17 protein-coding genes and 1 riboswitch are annotated in these 18290 nt (G+C 71.9%); of the genes, 13 read left to right on the top strand and 4 right to left on the bottom strand.

The genetic code is table 11. The features are described 5' to 3' along the window. Window positions 1-79: 79 nt before the first annotated feature. The 13 genes from CLV30_RS01800 (at window position 80) to CLV30_RS01740 (ending at window position 15354) form a co-directional block, all read left to right on the top strand. A complete protein-coding gene (locus CLV30_RS01800) occupies window positions 80-1045 on the top strand; it encodes a carbohydrate kinase family protein (RefSeq protein WP_205740373.1) in 966 nt (321 codons plus the stop codon). Next, window positions 1042-1932, top strand: a complete 891-nt coding sequence (locus CLV30_RS01795) for an aldolase (RefSeq protein WP_106535447.1) — start codon at window positions 1042-1044, stop codon at window positions 1930-1932. Before CLV30_RS01800 ends, CLV30_RS01795 begins: the two co-directional genes overlap by 4 nt. Then, a complete protein-coding gene (locus CLV30_RS01790) occupies window positions 1929-3377 on the top strand; it encodes a hypothetical protein (protein WP_205740372.1) in 1449 nt (482 codons plus the stop codon). The genes CLV30_RS01795 and CLV30_RS01790 overlap by 4 nt, the downstream gene beginning before the upstream one ends. Before the next feature lie 35 nt (window positions 3378-3412). Then, window positions 3413-4732, top strand: a complete 1320-nt coding sequence (locus tag CLV30_RS01785) for an ABC transporter substrate-binding protein (protein ID WP_205740371.1) — start codon at window positions 3413-3415, stop codon at window positions 4730-4732. Between the two features lie 29 nt (window positions 4733-4761). Continuing rightward, window positions 4762-5727 carry a carbohydrate ABC transporter permease gene (locus CLV30_RS01780; RefSeq protein WP_205740370.1) on the top strand — a complete coding sequence of 322 codons (966 nt, stop codon included), beginning with the start codon at window positions 4762-4764 and terminating at the stop codon, window positions 5725-5727. Window positions 5728-5739: 12 nt separating this feature from the next. Further along, a complete protein-coding gene (locus CLV30_RS01775) occupies window positions 5740-6555 on the top strand; it encodes a carbohydrate ABC transporter permease (RefSeq protein ID WP_106535446.1) in 816 nt (271 codons plus the stop codon). After that, window positions 6552-8900: a glycoside hydrolase family 31 protein gene (locus CLV30_RS01770; protein ID WP_106535445.1), complete on the top strand. Its 2349-nt coding sequence runs from the start codon at window positions 6552-6554 to the stop codon at window positions 8898-8900. Before CLV30_RS01775 ends, CLV30_RS01770 begins: the two co-directional genes overlap by 4 nt. Window positions 8901-9042: 142 nt before the next feature. Further along, on the top strand, window positions 9043-10227 hold the full coding sequence (locus CLV30_RS01765; protein ID WP_106535444.1) for a sensor histidine kinase: 1185 nt from the start codon (window positions 9043-9045) through the stop codon (window positions 10225-10227). Between the two features lie 8 nt (window positions 10228-10235). Then, window positions 10236-10904 (top strand): response regulator, encoded by a 669-nt coding sequence (locus CLV30_RS01760; protein WP_106535624.1) that lies wholly within the window; start codon window positions 10236-10238, stop codon window positions 10902-10904. A gap of 58 nt (window positions 10905-10962) precedes the next feature. Continuing rightward, complete coding sequence (locus CLV30_RS01755; RefSeq protein ID WP_106535443.1) at window positions 10963-11871, top strand: ABC transporter ATP-binding protein; 909 nt, start codon at window positions 10963-10965, stop codon at window positions 11869-11871. A 23-nt stretch (window positions 11872-11894) separates the two neighbouring features. Then, the gene (locus CLV30_RS01750; protein WP_106535442.1) at window positions 11895-12626 is read left to right on the top strand and encodes an ABC transporter permease; all 732 of its coding nucleotides are present in this window, start codon (window positions 11895-11897) and stop codon (window positions 12624-12626) included. Between the two features lie 122 nt (window positions 12627-12748). Continuing rightward, on the top strand, window positions 12749-13855 hold the full coding sequence (locus tag CLV30_RS01745; protein WP_129710817.1) for a sigma-70 family RNA polymerase sigma factor: 1107 nt from the start codon (window positions 12749-12751) through the stop codon (window positions 13853-13855). A 32-nt stretch (window positions 13856-13887) separates the two neighbouring features. Further along, on the top strand, window positions 13888-15354 hold the full coding sequence (locus CLV30_RS01740) for an NAD-dependent succinate-semialdehyde dehydrogenase (RefSeq protein ID WP_106535440.1): 1467 nt from the start codon (window positions 13888-13890) through the stop codon (window positions 15352-15354). Between the two features lie 5 nt (window positions 15355-15359). Here the strand turns inward: CLV30_RS01740 and CLV30_RS01735 are convergent, their stop codons facing one another. The 4 genes from CLV30_RS01735 to thiO all read right to left on the bottom strand — a co-directional run bounded on the left by CLV30_RS01735 (window position 15360) and on the right by thiO (window position 18138). Then, the gene (locus CLV30_RS01735) at window positions 15360-15869 is read right to left on the bottom strand and encodes a DinB family protein (RefSeq protein WP_106535439.1); all 510 of its coding nucleotides are present in this window, start codon (window positions 15867-15869) and stop codon (window positions 15360-15362) included. Between the two features lie 76 nt (window positions 15870-15945). Further along, window positions 15946-16746, bottom strand: coding sequence for a thiazole synthase (locus CLV30_RS01730; RefSeq protein ID WP_106535438.1), 801 nt, complete (start codon window positions 16744-16746; stop codon window positions 15946-15948). Window position 16747: 1 nt separating this feature from the next. Next, window positions 16748-16972 (bottom strand): sulfur carrier protein ThiS, encoded by a 225-nt coding sequence (gene thiS, locus CLV30_RS01725; protein WP_106535437.1) that lies wholly within the window; start codon window positions 16970-16972, stop codon window positions 16748-16750. 2 nt (window positions 16973-16974) lie between these two features. Further along, the gene (gene thiO, locus CLV30_RS01720) at window positions 16975-18138 is read right to left on the bottom strand and encodes a glycine oxidase ThiO (protein ID WP_205740369.1); all 1164 of its coding nucleotides are present in this window, start codon (window positions 18136-18138) and stop codon (window positions 16975-16977) included. Further along, window positions 18130-18239: riboswitch (TPP riboswitch) on the bottom strand. Its footprint overlaps the gene before it by 9 nt. Window positions 18240-18290 lie beyond the last annotated feature (51 nt).

The raw sequence follows: 18290 nt of genomic DNA, 5'->3' as shown, positions 1-18290 counted from the left end.
GAGTGTAACTGTTGACTTTCCAACATTGTGTGTTTAGTTTCCCTCACTACGAATCGCGCCGAGCGGCTCAGGAGTGCGGATGGTGACAACACCGAAGCTGGTCTTCGTCGGTGCGGCGACGCTCGACGCGATCGCTCTGGTCGACACGTTTCCCGAGCCGGACTCGCGCCAGGTGGCCCGGGACGTCACCTACGCCGGCGGAGGTCCCGCGGCGACGGCGGCGGTGGCGGCGGCTCGGCTCGGGATCCCGTCCGCGATCGTCGGCAGCGTCGGCGACGACGGCGAGGGCGAACGCATCCTCGCCGCCCTGCGCCAGGAGGACGTGGACGTGTCGGCCGTCGAGGTCGTCGCCGGTCAGCGTTCCGGCGCGAGCGTCATCGTGGCCGACGCCGGCCGCGGCACCCGGGCAATCCACACCCGTGTGGTGCCGCCGCTGCGGATCCTCGCCGACGGGCGCGCGGACCAGCTCGTCGCCGCGGCCGAATGGGTCCACGCGGACCATCTTGGCTGGTCCGCCATCCACGACCAGCTCACCCGGTTCTCCGCCCGGCGCCGCCCCCGGTTGTCGGTCGACGGCGGCAACCCGATCCTCGGTTTCACCGCGGCCGGGGTGGACCTGTACGTGCCGACCGTGGACGCGCTCGTCCTGCGCTACGGGGACGCTCCGGTGCCGCAGCTGCTGACGTCGGCGCTGGCCGAAGGTGCGGGGACGGTCGTCGCGACGGACGGGGCCGCGGGGTCCGTCGTCGCCGACTCGCAGGGCGCGCGGCACACGGTGCCCGGGCACGACGTCGAGGTGGTCAGCACTCTCGGCGCCGGCGACGTCTTCCACGGGGCCCTGCTCGCCGGGCTGGCCCACGGCATGACGCCACCGGAGGCCACCGGGTACGCGAACGTCGCGGCCGCGCTGTCGTGCCGCGGAGTCGACGGTCGATCCGCCATCCCCACCGACGCCGACGTTCGCGCCGTCCTCGGATCCGCCGTCACCTCCGCGGGCCGGCCGGTGGACGTCCTGACCGCAGCACCGACAGAGGAGACTCGATGAGCACGGCACCGGAAGCGGGAACGACGCCGGACCTGTCCGCCCTCCGGCGTCCGTCCGGCGCCTACGCCATGCTGGCCGTCGACCAGCGCGAGGCGCTGCGGGCGATGTTCGCCGGGCACCAGGACGCGCCCGTGCCGGACGCGCAGCTGACCCGGTTCAAGGTGGCCGCCGCCCGGATCCTCAGCCCGCACGCCTCGGCCGTGCTCGTCGATCGGCAGTTCGGCCTCGACCCGGTGGTCGACGAGGGCGCGTTGGCGCCCGGGTGCGGGCTCATCGCCGCCGCCGACCACTTCGAGCCCGACCACGGTGAGCTGGTGGGGCGCACCAGCATCGACCGGGACGTCGACCCTCGTGCGGTGAAGGAGCAGGGCGCGGTCGCGCTCAAGCTGCTGATCCTCCACCGGCCGGACGGGGCGCCGGCTCACCGGATCGCGATGGTCGAGGAGTTCGTCGACATGTGCCGCCGGGCCGGCCTGATCAGCATCGTCGAACCCGTCTCCCGCCCTCCCGTGTCCGGCGGAGAGTGGGACTGGGACGACGGAGTGCTCGCCGCCGCGTCCGAGCTCGGCTCGCTCGGGGCGGACCTGTACAAGGCGGAGGTTCCGCTGCACGGGCGCGGCGACCCGGACTCGGTGCGCCGTCGGTGTGCGCGCATCACCGAATCGGTCGCCGGGCCGTGGGTGGTGCTGTCCAGCGGCGTCGAGCAGGACGACTTCCCGAGGGCGGTGGAACTGGCCTGCCGCGAGGGTGCCGCGGGCTTCCTCGCGGGGCGCGCGGTGTGGGCGTCGTGCATCGGAGCGCCGGACCTCGAGCGGGACCTGCACGAGTCCGCGGTGCCGAGGCTGCGCGCGCTGTGCGACGTCGTCGACTCGACGGTCGGCAGGTGAGCGCCGTGACACGCGTCGTCGTCATCGCCACCGCCCGGCCGACCTTCGTCGTCGAGGCCGCGGAGCAACGGGCCCGGGCCGCCCGTGAGCTGGTGGCCGAACTCGGAGCCGAGGTCACCGGCCCCGAGCAGCTCGTGCTCACGCCGGACGACGCGGAGAAGGCCGCGGAGTACGTCGACGGCTCGGCCGACCTGGTCGTCAACGTGTGTGCGTCCTTCTCCGACGCCAACCCCGCCCTGCGGCTCTACGGCGACCTCGGCCGCCCGGTCCTGCTGTGGGCGTTCCGCGAGCCGGGCGAGGTGGGTGACCGGCTGTGGCTGAACTCGCTGTGCGGGGCGAACCTGTACGGGCACGCGCTGGTGCGATCGGGTGGGCAGGTGCGCCTGCTCTACGGCGACCCGCACGAGGACGGGGTGCGCACCGCGCTGGCGGCAGCGCTGGACGGCGAGCTGCCGCCCGCTCCCGAACTGCCCACGGTGTCGCGGGAACGCGGCGACGAGGCCCACGCGCGGGAGGCGCTGGACCGGCTGCGCGGCCGGACGATCGGCGCTGTCGGTGACGCACCTCCCGGCTTCACCCCCTGTGAGTACGACCCGCAGCTGCTCGAGGAGCTGTTCGGGCTCGGTGTCGACGCCATCGGCATCGACGAGGCGTTCGAGCGGGTACGCGACGTGTCGCCGTCGGCGCAGCAGGAGGAGTTCGCCGCGGTCAGCGCCGATCGGCCGGGGCTGTCGGCGATCGACCCCGGTGAGGTGCGCAGGCACGCCGCCGTGACCTCCGCGCTGCGCGACGTGTCGGCGCAACGGGAACTGTCGGCGGTCGCCGTACGGTGCTGGCCGGAGTTCCCCACCCAGCTCGGCGTGTGCCCCTGCTCCTCACTGTCCCGGCTCGCCGACGACGGCGTGCCCACCCAGTGCGAGCGGGACGTGTACGGCGCGGTCACGATGCTGCTGCTGCAGGCACTGGGTGCCGGGACGACCTATCTCGTCGACACCGTCGACCTGGACGCCGACGCCGGTGTCGTCCGGCTGTGGCACTGCGGCTCGGCGGCCACCGAACTCGCCGCGGACCCCGCACGGGCGGAGCAGTCCGTGCACTGCAACCGGAAGATCGGTGTCGCGGGCAACTTCGCACTGCGCACCGGGCCGGTGGTGATGGCACGGCTGACGGAGGACGTGGCGGCCGCCGGCGGAAACACCGGCGCCACCGGCAACGACGGCGGCACCGGCCTGCGGCTGCTGATCGCCTCCGGCGAGTCGCTGCCCGCGGACAACCGATTCCAAGGAAACACCGCCGACGTCCGCCTGGACGGCGACGCCGGCGCGTTCGTGCACGGTCTCGTCACCGGCGGGTTCCCCCACCACACCGTGCTGGCATGGACCGACGTCCGCCCGCAGCTACGTGCGGCCGCCGACCTCCTCGACATCCCTGTCATCGAGTGGTGAGCGAGAGCGCACCACTGTCGCGAAGGAGCGCTGCGATGAACCAGAAGTCCCACGGCACCATGTACACCCGACGCCGAATCCTGCAGATGTTCGCCGCGAGCGGGCTCGTGGCCGTACCGGCCGCCTGCGCCGGCCCGGGATCGGGCGGAGGGGGCGACCAAGGCGGCGGAGGCGGCGAGGCGCTACCCACCGACGGTCCGGTCGAGGGTGAGATCTCCTTCGCGCACTGGCGCGCCGAGGATCAGGCGGTGCTCGAGAAGATGTTCGCCCGGTTCAGCGAGGAGTACCCGGACGCGAGCGTGTCGCAGGACATCTCCCCGTCGAACGACTACCAGTCCAACGCGCTGCAGCGCATCCGCAGCGGAAACGTCGGCGACCTGTTCGTCGCGTTCCGGGGCGCCCAGTTCGTCGACATGGTCGATGCCGGGCTCTACGCGGACCTGTCCGGCACCGACGTGGTCGAGCGCTACGACCCCGCGCTCATCGACGTCGGCCAGAGCGACGGCACCCAGTACGGCCTGCCGTACCAGCTCGTGTTCAACCAGCCGGTGTCCAACCTCGACATCCTCGAGTCCGTCGGCGTCACCGAGCCGCCGCCGGACTGGGACTCGTTCCTGGCCATGTGCGAGGACGTGGTGGCCGCGGGCCTGGTGCCGATGGCGTGGCCCGGCGGCGAGATCGGCAACGCCGGTCACCTGTTCAACTGCATGGTCATGAACAACGCGCCGTCGGACGACATGTGCGCGAAGATCGAGTCCGGCGAGTACGCGTGCACCGACGACTGGTTCCTCACCACCCTCGCGCAGTACGCCGAACTGCGTCCGTACTTCCAGCCGAACGCCACCGGCACCGCCGTCGAGCCGGCCCAGCAGCTGTTCGCGCAGGGGGATGCGGCGCTGCTGGTGACCGGCTCGTTCCACATCACCGCCGTGCGTGAACTCGGCGCGCAGTTCCCGGTGGGGATGGCGCCGCCGGTCACCGTCTCGGCCGACGAGCGTAAGTACGTGGGGATCCGCAACGCGACGTTCATCCTCGGGGTGAACACCGCGTCCGACAACCAGGCCGGCGCTCTGGAGCTGCTGCGTTTCCTCAGCGAGACCGAAGCGGCCAGCACCTACGCCAACGGCACGGTTCAGCACCTGACCGTGGCCGACGTCACCTACGACAACGAGGATCTGGCCGCGACCTCGGACTGGCTGAGCAAGGAGACGTTGCTGGCTCCCCGGTTCCAGTTCACCGACCTGGACATCCGCAACGCCGCCGAGCAGGCCTGCATCGACGTCGTCGGCGGTGACTCGCCGGAGCAGGCGGCGGAGAAGGCGCAGGGGATCATCGACCAGCGCATCGGCAGCTGACCCCCCTCGCACGGACACGAGGAGTTCGCGTGCCAACCACCACCGAGCCGGAGTGGTCCACGGAGTCCGCCCGCTCGCCCGGCCACGGCCGGACGAGCGGGCGCCGTGGACGTCGCCGCGCGGGCCGCGTCCACCCGGCCCTGTACCTGTTCCCGTTGCCGGCACTGGCGATCTACGTCGTGTTCTTCGCCATGCCGACGCTGCAGGCCGTGCAGTACTCGGGAACCAACTGGGACGGGTTCAGCGCGGACTACGACAACGTCGGGCTCGGCAACTTCGAACGGATCCTGACCGGCGACGACCTGTTCATGAACGCGCTGACGAACAACCTGAAGTTCATGCTCGTCGTCGTGGTCTTCCAGACGATCTTCGCGCTGGGCCTGGCGATCTTCCTGGTGAAGAACACGACCGCGTCGACGCTGCTGCGTGGGCTGTTCTTCTTCCCGACCGTGCTGTCGTCGGTGTCGGTCGCCTACACCTGGAAGTTCATCTACGACCCGAACTTCGGCCTGGCGAACCGCGTGCTCGAGTTCGTCGGGCTCGAACAGTTCACCTCGTCGTACCTGGGTAACGACACGGCGGCGATCTACTGGGTGGCGATCACCCAGATCTGGTTCCACGCCGGCCAGATGATGGTGATCTTCATCGCCGGGCTGCAGTCGGTGCCCGCCGAGCTGTACGAGGTCGCCGAGATCGACGGCGCCGGCAAGTGGAAGCAGTTCACCGCGATCACCTGGCCGATGATCGCCCCGGCGACGGCCATCGTCGTGGCCTACACCACGATCCAGTCGTTCAAGGCCTTCGACCTCATCCTCGGCCTGAGCGGGAACCCGCCGCGGTACAGCATGGACATCCTCTCCACCCGGATCTACACCGGCTTCGCCAACTCCGAGTTCGGCTACGCCGCGGCCGAGTCGCTGATCTTCATGGCGTTCATCGCGGCGGTCGTCCTGGCACAACGCCGGATCCTGAAGTTCACCCAGAAGGACGTCTGAGGAGGTCGGCTGATGCGGTTCAACCTCACCCGCGGCGTCGTGCTGACGATCTATGCCGTCATCATCCTCGTGCCGCTCGCCGTCGTGTTCTTCGGGTCGTTCAAGACGACACCCGAGCTGTTCGACTCACCGTTCGGGCTGCCGTCGTCGATCTCGTTCGACAACTACGACACCGTGCTCAACGAGCAGAACCTGTCCCAGGCCTTCCTGAACAGCGTGCTGGTGACCTGCAGCTCGGTGGCTCTGACGCTGTTCATCGGCAGCCTGGCCGCCTACGCGACCGCGCGGATCCCCGGCTGGCCCGGCTGGCTGATCTTCGGGTTCCTGGTGCTCGGCATGACGGTGCCCGCGCAGGCCAACATGATTCCGCAGTACGCCCTGTTCAACCAGCTGGGACTGCTGGACAGCCGGATCGGGCTGGTGATCATCAACGTGGTCGTCGGCCTGCCGGTCGCGGTGTTCATCCTGGGCGGATTCATGAAGACGCTGCCGCGGGAGGCCTACGAGGCGAGCTCCCTGGACGGCGCCGGACCACTGCGCACGTACTGGTCGATCGTGCTGCCGATGTCGAAGCCGTCGCTGGCGGCCACGGCCATCTTCCTGTTCGTCATCCAGTGGAACGACCTGCTCTATCCGCTGCTGTTCATCAGCTCGGACAGCAAGAAGACGATTCCGCTGGCGCTGCTGGACTTCCAGGGGCAGTTCCTCACCGACTATCCGCTGCTGTTCACCGGCGTCGTCATCGCCTCGCTGCCGATGGCGATCACGTACGTGCTGCTGCAGCGCTACTTCGTGGCGGGCATCACCGCCGGAGCGGTCAAGGGATGAACGGACCGGCCGGAGACGGCGGCGCGTACGTGCTGCGGCACGTGACCGACGTGACCCTGGTGGGCGATGTCGTGCGGTTCGGGGTGGCGGCGCTGCCCGCCGTGGAGCTGCCCGGGACGCCCGGGTGGCTCACCGGGGAGGCGCTGACCGACCAGGGCGTGGAGGTCACCATGCCCAACCTGCCGGCGCACCTGGAGCTGCCCGGGGTCACCCCCGAGCGGTTCGAGGTCGCCGTCTCTCTCGCGGCGCCGGACGTGGCGCGGATCGTGATCGCGCGGCCGCGGGCCCGGGTGCACCACGAGGACGCGAGCTGGCTCGGCATCGTGACGCGGCCCGGTGGTGTCGAACCCGAGCTGACCGACGACGACACCTGGGTGACCGTCGCGGGTGCGGACATCCGGGTCCGCGTGCGGCGCTCCCCGTTCGCGGTGCGCGTGCTGGACGGTGCCGGGCGGACGGTGCTGCGCACCGCCGAGCGGCTGCGCCAGGTCGCGGGGTTCCCGATGGCGCCGCCGGTGCTGGCCGAGCCGGGTACGACGACGCTGCAGCTGGAGCTGGACACCGACGAGGACGTGCTGGGGTTCGGTGAGCAGTTCGGCCGGCTGGTCAAGAACGGCCAGCAGCTGCGTCTCCGGGTCGACGACGCGCTCGGCACCGGAACCGGGATGGCCTACAAGCCGGTGCCGGTGTGGCACTCCACGGCCGGTTACACCGGACTGTTCAACACCGGCGCCGAGGTCAACGCCGACGTCGGCCACGTGCGCCCGTCGGTGCTGAGCCTGCGCGTCGCGGACGAGGCGATCGACCTGTACGTGCTGGCAGGGCCCGATCCGAAGGACCGGCTGGCCGCCTACACCGGGTTGACGGGCCGGGCTCCGGTACCGCCGCTGTGGGCGTTCGGGTACTGGATGGGCCGGTGCCGCTACCACTCCCGGCAGGAGATGGAGGCCGTCGCCCGCGGGATGCGCGAACACCGGGTGCCGTGCGACGTGCTGCACCTGGACCCGGACTGGCTGGTGGTCGACCGGTTGAACACCGACTTCGTGTGGAACACCGACCGGTTCGGTGAGCGGCGCGAGCTGGTGACGGCCCTGGAGGACCTCGGCTGCCGGCTGTCGGTCTGGGAGGTTCCCTACCTGGACCCGGTGTCGCCGCGGTACCGGGAGGCCGAAGAGCACGGATACCTGGTCACCCGGGCGGACGGCGGCGTCGCGCACGTCGCCGGCACGCCGACGCCGGACGGACGGCACCGCGCCCTCGTCGACTTCACGAACGCCGACGCGCGGGTGTGGTGGCAGCGGATGCATGACGAGTTCCTCGACGACGGCGTCGCGGTGTTCAAGACCGACTTCGGCGAAGGACTGCCCGACGACGTCGCCCCGGCCGACGGCACCCCGGCCAACCACGCGCACAACCTCTACCCGCTGCGGTACAACGCCGCCGTCAGCGAGCGGATCGGCAGCCGCACCGGGCGCAACCCGCTGGTCTGGGGGCGCAGCGGGTGGGCCGGGTCGCACCGCTACCCGGGTCAGTGGGCGGGCGACGCCGAGTCCACTGTGGCGGGGATGCAGGCCACGGTGCGGGGCGGGCTGTCCTACGCGCTGAGCGCTCCCGGGTTCTGGAGCCACGACATCGGCGGCTTCTACGGCCCGGAGCTGACCCCGGAGCTGTACGTGCGCTGGACCCAGCTGGGCGCGCTCTCGCCGCTGATGCGTGCGCACGGGCTCCGCCCACGCGAGCCCTGGGAGTTCGGGGAGCGTGCCCTGTCGATCGCGCGGGACTGGGTCCGGTTGCGGTACTCGTTGCTGCCGTACCTGTGGAACAGCGCGACGGAGTCCGCCGCGCGTGGTCTGCCGATGCTGCGGCCGTTGGCGCTGGAGTTTCCCGACGACCCGGTGTGCCCGGGCCTGGACGACGAGTTCCTGCTCGGCGCCGACCTCCTGGTGGTGCCGGTCTTCGACGACGGCCCGGGGCCGGTCCGCAGGCGGTTCTACGTCCCGGACGGACGGTGGGTGGATCTGCTGACCGGCGACGCGTGGACCGGGCCGGGCTTCCACACGGTCGACGTCGCGCTGGAGCGGATGCCCGTCCTCGTCCGCGCCGGTGCGGTGATCCCGCGGGTCGACGTCGACGCGGACGTCCGGCGAACCGACGACCTGGTCGGGCGGGCGTGGACGCTGCACGTGGCCGGCGCCGGTGACGTGCGGACCGAGCTGACCGGTTTCGACGGGACCGTCACCACTGTGACCGTCGTGGCCGGCGAGGCGCACGCGTCCGGCACGCAGCCGGTGCGCGCCGAGGTGCACCGTCTGGACGCGCCGGCGATGCCGGGTCATTGGCGCTGAAGCACCAGCAGACCCACATCGCGGTTGCAGTAACTCCACATCGTGGCCCGTGCGGCTGCTCCCGGCGCAGAGAATCGCATCGGTACGATCGGCAGCGTGGAGCAGCACGTAGTCGGAGCCCTGGGGCGCGGGTAGGACCGTCATGGACGGCCACGACGCGGGTCCGGTGTGGTACTCGAGGTGGTTCGTCGCCACGCTCACCGCCGTCCTCACGGTGGTGTTCGCGTTGTCGGCGTGGTGGAGCGGCGACCTCGACGGGGCCGCCCCGATCACCGCGACCGCGCTGATCCTGGCGAACACGGTCCCGCTGCTGGCGCTGCGGTGGAACCCCCTGGTGGTCACGCTGGCCTTCGGCGTCGTCTATCCGCTGTGGCTGGCCGGCGGAGGCGACATGGGGCGCGACGGACACGTCCTGCAGTCGCTGCCGACCCTGGTCGCGCTGTTCATGGTCGGTGCGTGGGCGCGGCCGCTGTGGCTGCGCGCCGTCGCGCTGGCCGTTCCGGCATGGATGATGGGAGCGGTGTTCGCCGGCCTGTGGGACACCGACGCCCTGGACCTCAGTTACGTCGCGCTCGTCTTCGTCGTCGTGTGGGCGCTCGGAGTGGTGATCGCCGAGCGCCGGGCGTACGCGACGGAGCTCGAGGCCACGACGGCCGAGCTCCGTGCCGCCCAGCACCAGCTCGCCGACCGCGCGGTGGCCGACGAGCGCGCCCGGATCGCACGCGAGCTGCACGACGTCATCGCGCACGCCATGAGCGTGATCACCGTCCAGGCCGGCGTCGGTGCGCATCTGATCGAGTCGCGGCCGGCCAAGGCCGGCGAGTCGCTGTCGGCCATCGAGCGCACCGGGCGCGAAGCGCTGTCCGAGATGCGGCGGATGCTCACGGTGCTGCGCGATCCGGACCCGGCGGGACCGCGGCCCGGTCCGCAGCCAGGGCTGGACGACGTGGCCGGCCTGGTGGCCGCCGCCGCGGACGCGGGTGTCGTCGTGACCGTCGAGACCGACGGCGCGCCGCGGCCGCTCCCGCCAGGGCTCGACCTCGCCGCGTACCGGGTCGTGCAGGAGGCGCTGACCAACGTCGTCAAACACGCCGGCGGGGCACGGGCGCAGCTGACCATCGGTTACCGCGCCGACGAGCTCGTGATACGGATCAAGGACCAGGGCCGGGCGCGCCGGGAGAGTCCCGTTCCGGGGCAAGGGCTGCGTGGTATGGCTGAGCGGGTGGCACTGTACGACGGCACGCTCGAGACCGCGCCCGAGCCCGACGGGTTCCTGGTGCGGGCACGGTTCCCGCTCGAGACCGCGGAGCCGGGAGCTGCGTCGTGATCCGGGTCATGGTCGTCGACGACCAGGAGCTCGTCCGGGCGGGGTTCGTCGCGCTGCTGGACGACGACCCCGGCATCGACGTGGTCGTCGAGGCGGACGACGGCGCCGAGGCCGTGGACGCCGCGCTCCGGCACCGCGTGGACGTCGTGCTCATGGACATCCGGATGCCGCGGCTCGACGGTATCGAGGCGACCCGCCGCATCCTCGCCGAGCTCGAGCCGCCCAGGGTGCTGATCCTGACGACCTTCGACACCGACGAGAACGTCTTCGACGCGCTCGAAGCCGGTGCGGTCGGGTTCCTGGTTAAGGACACGCCGCCGACGCAGTTGCTCGATGCCGTCAGAGCCGCCGTGCGCGGCGGCGCGGTGATCTCCCCGACGACGACGCGCCGCCTGGTCGATCACCTCGTCGCGACGCGGATGCGCCGCGACACCCGTGAACCGGCCGGGCTCGCCGAGCTGACCGGTCGCGAACGTGAGGTGCTGGAGCTGCTCGCGCGCGGCTGCTCGAACCGCGAGATCGCCGGCCGGCTGGTCATCTCCGAGCTGACCTGCAAGACCCACGTGTCCCGGGTGCTGACGAAGCTCGGCGTGGAAAGCCGGGTCCAGGCGGCTGTCCTGGCCTACGAGACCGGGCTGGTCCGGCCGGGCGCGGCGGAGATACCACCTTCGGAGTAGTGCGGACGCATCGTTCGGCCGACGACCGCGTCCGCGGCGGGTCCCTAGCGTGCCGGGCATGGACGCCGTCATCTCCGTCGAACACTGTCGCAAGAGCTACCGCGACGTCCTCGCGGTTGAGGACGTGAGTTTCACCGTCGCCCGGGGCGAGATCTTCGGTCTGCTCGGCCCCAACGGCGCCGGCAAGACGTCCACGGTCGAGTGCCTGCAGGGGTTGCGGCGCCGGGACGCGGGGACCGTCGAGGTTCTGGGGACCGACCCGGACCGCCGTCCGGACCGGGTGCGCCGCCGGATCGGTTCGCAACTGCAGTCCTCCGCGCTGCCGGACCGCCTCCGGGTGGGTGAGGCGGTCCGGCTGTTCGCCGCGGGACGGGGGAGCGCGCTCGACGTGGCGGAGATCCTCGACGCCTGGGACCTGACCGCGGTGCGAGGCCGGGCCTTCGCCGCCCTGTCGGGCGGTCAGCAGCAGCGGCTCTTCCTCGCGCTCGCGCTGCTCGGCAGGCCCGAGATCGTCTTCCTGGACGAGCTCACGACCGGCCTGGATCCACAGGCGCGCCGTTCCACCTGGGACCTGGTCCGCGCCGCGAGGGACAACGGCACGACGGTCGTGCTGGTGACCCACCTGATGGAGGAGGCCGAAGCGCTGTGCGACCGGGTGGCCATCGTGGACCGTGGCCGGGTGGTCGCACTCGACTCGCCCGGCATGTTGACGGCCCGGCTGGGCGGGGACATCACGATGACGTTCACCGCCGACGGGCACGACCCGGCCCATCTCGCGGCGGTTCCCGGGGTGAGCTCCGTACGCAGGACCGGCGAGGTCGCCACCGTGGCCGGTGCCGGCGACTGCGTGGTCCGGGTCGCGTCGGCACTGGCCGAAAGGGGAGTGACCCCGTCGGACTTCCGCACCCATCACCCCACGCTCGAGGACGTGTTCCTCGCCACGACCGGCCGCACGCTGCGCGACTGAGACCGAACCGACGGAGGGCCGACATGACCGCGCACGTCATCTGGACCGAGATCAAGCTTCTGTCCCGCGAGCCGCTGACGATGCTCGTCGGCCTCGCGTTCCCGACCCTGCTGATGGTGCTGCTCGCGGGGTCGTTCGGCAACGAGCCCGACCCGGAGATGGGCGGGCTGCGCGGCACCGACTTCTACGTCCCGGTCTACGCTTCCGCGGCGATCGCCGTGATGGGCTTCCTCGGCGTGCCCACACACCTGGCTGCGTATCGCGAGCGCGGTGTGCTGCGCCGCTTCCGGGCCGCGAGCGTGTCCGCGTGGACGATGGTCGCCGCGCAGGTGGTGATGGTGGCGGTGCTCGCGGCCGTCGGTGTCGGCGTCATGCTCACGATCGGCTTCACGGCCTTCGACCTGACCGCGCCGTCGTCGGCGGCGGGCGTCGCCGTCGGGCTCGTCGTGGGCGTGCTCGCCTTCGCGGGCATCGGCGTGTTCCTCGGCGTGGTCCTGCCCACCGCACGTGCCGCCCAGGGGACTGGCCTGCTCCTGTTCTTCGGGCTGTTCTTCGTCGCCGGCGGCGGGCCGCCTCCGTACCTGCTGCCGGACACGGTCAACACGCTCGCCGACCTCACCCCGATGGGTTCGCTGGTGTCGGCCGTCAGCGACCCCTGGCACGGAGACGGGTGGAACGTCGCCGCGCTGGTGGCGATGGGCGCGTTGGCGGCGGTCATGGGCACGCTCGCCACTCGCCGGCTCGCCAGGACGTGAGGAACGCCGGGTTCCGTCCTTCGTGAGCTGTGCGGGCCAGCTGGGGCCGCGCCGGACCGCCGAGGAGAGATTGTCGGTGCGGCTCGTCATAATGAGCACATCACCGGACGTGGGGAGTGTTCATGACACGTATGTTCGAGCATCGCGCTTCGCGCCGCGACCGGCCGCAGCTCGCTCGTGGCGGCACCGGCCTGCACGCCAGGGCGAGACGACGCGGCGGGTCCTACGTCCGGCACCGGTTCCGGTGGCCGTACCCCGTCCGCGGCCGTCCCGAAAGCGAGCGCTGTGCCCCGCGGGCGAGCCGCGACGCCGACGGCGCCGGCACGGAGTGGATCGTCTCCGGCGATGCGGCCGCGGACTATCTGCGCCAGGTGCGCCGGCATCCGCTGCTCGACGCCGCCGACGAGGTCGACCTGGCCAAGCGGATCGAGGCCGGCATGTTCGCCGAGTACCTCGCGGCGGCTCCCGGTGTCGTGGGGCCGCACCGTCAGCGCGAGCTGGCCGCCGTCGCCGAGGACGGCCGACGGGCGCGGGACCGGCTCGTGACGTCGAACCTGCGGCTCGTGGTCTCCGTGGCGAAGCGGTACCAGGGCCGCGGGCTCGATCTCCTGGACCTGATCCAGGAGGGCAACGTCGGCCTGATCCGCGCTGTCGAGCGGTTCGACCACACCCGCGGCACCCGGTTCTCCACCTACGCCACCTGGTGGATCCGGCAGGCCGTGGTGCGGGCGCTGACCGACCAGTCCCGGGCCATCCGGGTGCCCGCGTACATGACCGCCGTCATCAGCCGGGTCGAGGGGCGGGTGGCCGAACTCCGGCGGCGGGGCGCCGCCTGGACGGACTCCTCCCTGGCCGCCGACCTGGGCCTGGACGAGCGCACCGTACGGCGGGCGCTGGCCCGTGGCCGAGTCCAGCCGGTGGCGGCCCGGCGGGTCGACCCCGCGGCCGCGGGGTCGGGTGAGTTCCGTCCCGAGCACGGGGTCCGCGCGGTCCCCGACTTCAGCGCCGGCGTCGACGCCGAGATCGACGTCGCGGCCTCGCTGCGGCAGGTGGCCGCGGCCCTCGGTCCGCGCAGCGCCGACGTGCTCGTGCGGCGGTTCGGGCTGGACGGCACCGCGCCGCGGACGCTGGCCGAGATCGGGTCGGTCTACGGCATCACGCGCGAACGGGTCCGCCAGATCGAGCGGCGGGCGCTGGCCCATCTGCGTCAGCAGTGGGGTTCGGGGTGACCCGGCGGCCGAGGCGGGGTAGTAATGATCACATGACGACCGACACCGAGCGAGCGCTCCTGGATGCGACCCCGACGGATCTCCTCGTAGGTGGGCAGTGGCGCGAGAGTGCGTCTCGTCGGCGGTTCGACGTGCTCGATCCGGCGACCGGCGAGACCATCGCCACGGTGGCCGACGCGACACCCGATGACGGCGCCGACGCGCTCGCCGCGGCCGACGCCGCGCAGCGGTCGTGGGCGGACACACCACCGCGGACCCGTGGCGAGGTGCTCCGCGCGGCCTACGAGCTGATCACCGAGCGGGTCGACGAGCTGGCGCTGCTGATGACGCTCGAGATGGGCAAGTCGCTGGACGAGTCCCGGGCGGAGATCCGCTACGGCGCGGAGTTCTTCCGCTGGTTCGCCGAAGAGGCCGTCCGCGTCTCCGGACGGTACTCGACCGCTCCCGCCGGCGGCAGCCGGCTGTTGACGATGAAACAGCCGGTGGGCCCGTCGTTGTTCATCACCCCCTGGAACTTCCCGCTGGCCATGGGAACCCGGAAGATCGGCCCGGCGGTCGCGGCGGGGTGCACCATGGTGGTCAAGCCCGCCGGGCTGACACCGCTGTCGATGCTCGCCCTCGGGTCTGTCCTGCGTGCCGCCGGCCTGCCGGACGGTGTGCTGAACGTCGTGCCGACCACGTCCAGTTCCGAGCTCGTCGGCCCGTTGCTGCGTGACCCGCGGCTGCGCAAGCTGTCGTTCACCGGCTCGACGCACGTGGGCCGGAGCCTGGTCGAACAGTCAGCACCGCAGGTGCTGCGCGTGTCCATGGAGCTCGGCGGCAACGCCCCGTTCCTCGTGTTCGACGACGCCGATCTCGACGCCGCCGTCGACGGGGCGATGCTGGCGAAGATGCGCAACATCGGCGAGGCGTGCACGGCGGCCAACCGGTTCCACGTCCACGAGTCCGTCGCGGACGAGTTCACCAGCCGGCTCGCGGAGCGGATGTCCGCGTTGACCCTGGGCCGCGGCACCGAGCCCGACGTCGACGTCGGCCCGTTGGTCAGCGCTGCGCAGCGCGAGACCGTGGAATCCCTGGTGGCTGACGCGGTCGATGCCGGCGCCCGGGTGGTCACCGGCGCCGACCGCTGGGGCGAGGCCGGGCACTTCTATCTGCCCACCGTTCTCGGTGGCGTCCCGCTCGGTGCGCGCATCATGTCCGAAGAGGTCTTCGGCCCGGTGGCGCCGGTGACGACGTTCGGCACCGAGGACGAGGCGCTGGCACAGGCCAACGACACCGAGTACGGCCTGGTGGGCTACGTCTACACCCGGGACCTGCAGCGTGCGCTGCGTGTCTGCGAACGGCTCGAGGTGGGCATGGTCGGCTTGAACTCCGGTCTCGTGTCCAACCCGGCGGCGCCGTTCGGCGGGGTCAAGTCGAGTGGGTTCGGACGTGAGGGCGGCGAGGAGGGCATCGAGGAGTACCTCGAGACGAAGTACGTCGCGGTCAACATGACCTGAGGCGGTCACTGGCCGACGCGGCCGTCTATGGCCTCACGAAGCAGGTCCAGGTGACCACAGTGCCGTGCCGTCTCCTCGATCAGATGGATGACGGCGTAGCGCAGGTCGAAGTCCAGGCCCTCGCCCTGTGCGACGTCGTCCAGATCATGGGTCGCGATGATCTCGTTCGAGCGCGCGCATTCGGCGAGGTAGGACCGGACGACCCCGACCACCGTCTCGCCCGGTTCGAGCGCGAAGCCGCCCGCTCCGTCGTCGGTCCACGGCGCGGGGACATCCGACGCCGCGAAGTCGATGGCGAACCACCGACGTTCGATGCCCATCAGGTGCCGGACCACTCCGGCCGGCGTGAGCGTACTGGGCGGTACGGAGGTCCGGACGGCCTGAGCCGAGTCGAGCTCGGCGACCTTGTTGACAGCGGTCTCGCGGAGGAAGTCCAGGCGCGTCACGAGCGCCTTCTTCTCGCGTGCCTGCTGCGGAGGTTGCGCCCGTTGCAGCGGAACCACGGTGCCGGCCATAGAACCACCTCGTCTCGAGGATAGCGAAGGCCGGGCAGGTCCGCAGGCCGGGACACGCGGCGACGTGCCGCGCCGTTCACAAGGCGAGGTCGAGGTTGACCCGTCCGTCGGCCGGTGACGACGCCAGGGCCTCTTCGCGTCTCGGGATCCGTCCGGCCAGCCGCGCGTCCCGTCCGGCGGACACCGCCGCGCGCATCGCCCGTGCCATCCGTACCGGGTCGCCGGCGCGCGTCACCGCGGTCGCCAGCAGGACGCCGTCGCATCCGAGCTCCATCGCGGTGGCGGCGTCCGAGGCGGTGCCCACGCCGGCATCGAGGATCACCGGAACCGTCGCGTCGTCGACGATCGCGGCGATGTTGCGCGGGTTGAGGATCCCCAGCCCGGTGCCGATCGGCGCGCCGAGCGGCATCACGGCGGCGCAACCCGCATCGGCGAGCTTGCGCGCCAGAATCGGGTCGTCGTTCGTGTACGGCAGCACGGTGAAGCCGTCGTCGACCAGCGTGCGGGCGGCGGAGACGAGCTCGACCGGGTCCGGCAGCAGCGACACGTCGTCGGCGATGACCTCGAGTTTCACCCAGTCGGTCGCGCACGCCTCGCGTCCGAGCTTCGCCGTGAGCACGGCATCCGCGGCGGTGAAACATCCCGCGGTGTTGGGCAGCGCGCGGATGCGGTTGCGCTGCAGCAGTTCCCAGATCGATCCTTCACCGCCGGCCTGCACCCGCCGCAGCGCCACCGTCGTCAGCTCGGTTCCGGACTCGCGCAGCGCGGCTTCGAGGCCGGTGAGGCTCGGCGCGCCCCCGGTCCCCATGATCAGCCGCGAGCCCAGTGCCTCGCCCGCGATGACCAGCGGGTCGTCCGCGCTGTCCGTCACACCCATGTCAGCCTCCCTGGACCGCGGTGATGATCTCGACCGAGTCGCCGTGTCCGATCGTCGTGTCCGGCCAGTCGGCACGAGGGATCACGGTGTGGTTGACGGCGACCGCGATCCCGCGGTCGCTGAACGTGCCGTCCGGCTTCGTCAGCGTGCGGGCGACGACGTCGTCGAGTGTCGCGGGTTCGTCGAACTCGACGTCCGTGCCGTTGACGGTCAACTGTGTCGCCATGATCATCCTCCGGAAGGTGCGGGTGTCACCGGGGCGAATCGGCTCGGGTCCGCGGGCGCCAGCACCGGCGGGACCCCGGAGCCGTCGAGGTGCGCGGCGATCGCCGCGGCGGTGAGCGGCGTGAGCAGGATGCCGTTGCGATAGTGCCCGGTGGCCAGGACGAGGCCGTCGACGCCGGAAGGGCCGATCATGGGCAGGTTGTCCGGCGTCGCGGGCCGGGCGCGCGCGGTCAGGTCCCGGACCGGGAGCTCGTCGATGCCGGGGACGAGAGCGCGCGCGTCGCGCAGCACGGCGAACACGCCGCCGGCGGTCACCAGTCCGTCGTCCGGCTGCTCCTCGCTGGTCGCGCCGACGACGATCTCGCCGGACCGGGGGACGAGGTAGACCGGGCGGGCCTGGACGTAGCCCCGCACGACGTGCTCGAGCGACACCGTCGGGTCCGCGTCCGCGTCCAGTCGTAGCACCTGTCCCTTCACCGGGCGGACCGGCACGTCCAACTCCGGGAGGTCGCGGGTCAGGGCACGGCTGCCACACCCGGCCGCGAGCACGACGGACCCCGCGACGTGGCGCTCGCCCGCGTCGTCGATCACGCCGGTGACCGAGCCGCCGGGTGCGCGGTCCAGGCGGGCGACGCGCCGGCGGAGCACACTGACGCCGTTCGCGTCGAGCACCCGCAGCAGCGCGTCGTGGACGCGCCGGGCGTCGACCTGATGGTCCCCCGGAGCCCAGAGCGCGCCGGCGAGCCGTGGGCCGAGCAGCGGTTCGGTGCGGCGCGCCTCGTCGACGGTGATCTCGGTGACGTCCAGGCCCCACCGGCGGCGCAGCTGCAGCAGCCGCTGCAGTTGCTGGCGGTCGCCGGAGTCGTAGGCGAGCGTCAGGGTCCCGTCGCTGCGGATACCCGTGGACCGTCCGGAGGCGGCCTCCAGCTCGGCCGCGAACGCGGGCCACCGCCGCGCCGACTCGACGTTCATCGCGGTGAGGTCGTGTTCGCCGAAGTCCGCCTCGGCGACCGCGCCCAGCATGCCGGCGGCGGCGTGCGTCGCGCCGTCACCCGGGGACGGGTCGAGGCACCGGACGCTCGCGCCGTCCCGGGCGAGCCGCCAGGCGACGGCCGCTGCGATCACACCGCAGCCGACGACGGCCACGTCGACCGACTGGCCCGGCATCATCGTGCTCCCTTCGCTGGCATCACCCAGATCAGGTCGTTGACGGTCGGCCGCGCTCGGCCCTCTCAGCCCGCCGGCCGCGGGCTCCCGTGCACTCCCAACGGTAGCGCGCGAGCCGGGCGGGGCCGGATGGCGCCCGCCTCGACGGGCCG

The sequence above is a fragment of the Haloactinopolyspora alba genome (genome assembly GCF_003014555.1).
Taxonomy (GTDB): Bacteria; Actinomycetota; Actinomycetes; order Jiangellales; family Jiangellaceae; genus Haloactinopolyspora; species Haloactinopolyspora alba.
This window is presented reverse-complemented; position numbering and strand designations above follow the sequence as displayed.